Below are 568 nucleotides of genomic sequence, written 5' to 3'. Positions count from 1 at the left end.
CCCTAAACACGGCGATGGGCGGACAAAAGCTGAGTGAGCTGTCCAATTGGGTAGGCGTTGATGTTCGATCAGCCTCGGCCTTTCGATTCGAAGGCCAGCCGGTCACTCTGTTTGCTCAGGCCGATGCAACAAGCGATGAAGCCATCATGGTGATCCGCAATTCAGCGGGCACCGTAATTGACCGCATTCCCGTCAATCACACAGACACTGAATTTCTCTGGGCTGGAAGCGATGCTTCGGGCAATCCGCTGAGCCAGGGCACCTATTCCGCCACCTTGGAGAGTTACAAGAATGACGAACTGGTATCGCAGCGTCTGGCCGCCAGCTACAACCGCGTGGTTGAGGCGCAAATCGCTGATGGAACGGTGCATCTGTCCCTGCAAAGCGGGGCCACTGTGCGCTCGGATGAAGTGACGTCGATCCGAACAGGCGCTTGATCTGATCGGGCTGGCAGTCCAAACCTTGGCAAATCACGATTCCCTTGCTGAGCGGTACGTCCTCTGCCCCATGTCAACGCGCCTCCATCAGACCTGATTGACCAGCTGCGGACGCGCGGGCTGATCACGGG

At 57.9% G+C, this 568-nt stretch carries 1 protein-coding gene; it reads left to right on the top strand.

The genetic code is table 11. From position 1 onward, the window contains the following. A partial coding sequence (locus ACR0E6_RS22855) for a FlgD immunoglobulin-like domain containing protein (RefSeq protein ID WP_480587726.1) occupies nt 1-437 on the top strand: 437 nt, incomplete at its 5' end. Nucleotides 438-568: the final 131 nt, after the last annotated feature.

It is taken from the genome of Ruegeria sp. AP12, assembly GCF_056540025.1.
The sequence above is the reverse complement of the archived record's forward strand: the minus strand, read 5'-3'. Positions and strand labels throughout refer to the sequence as shown.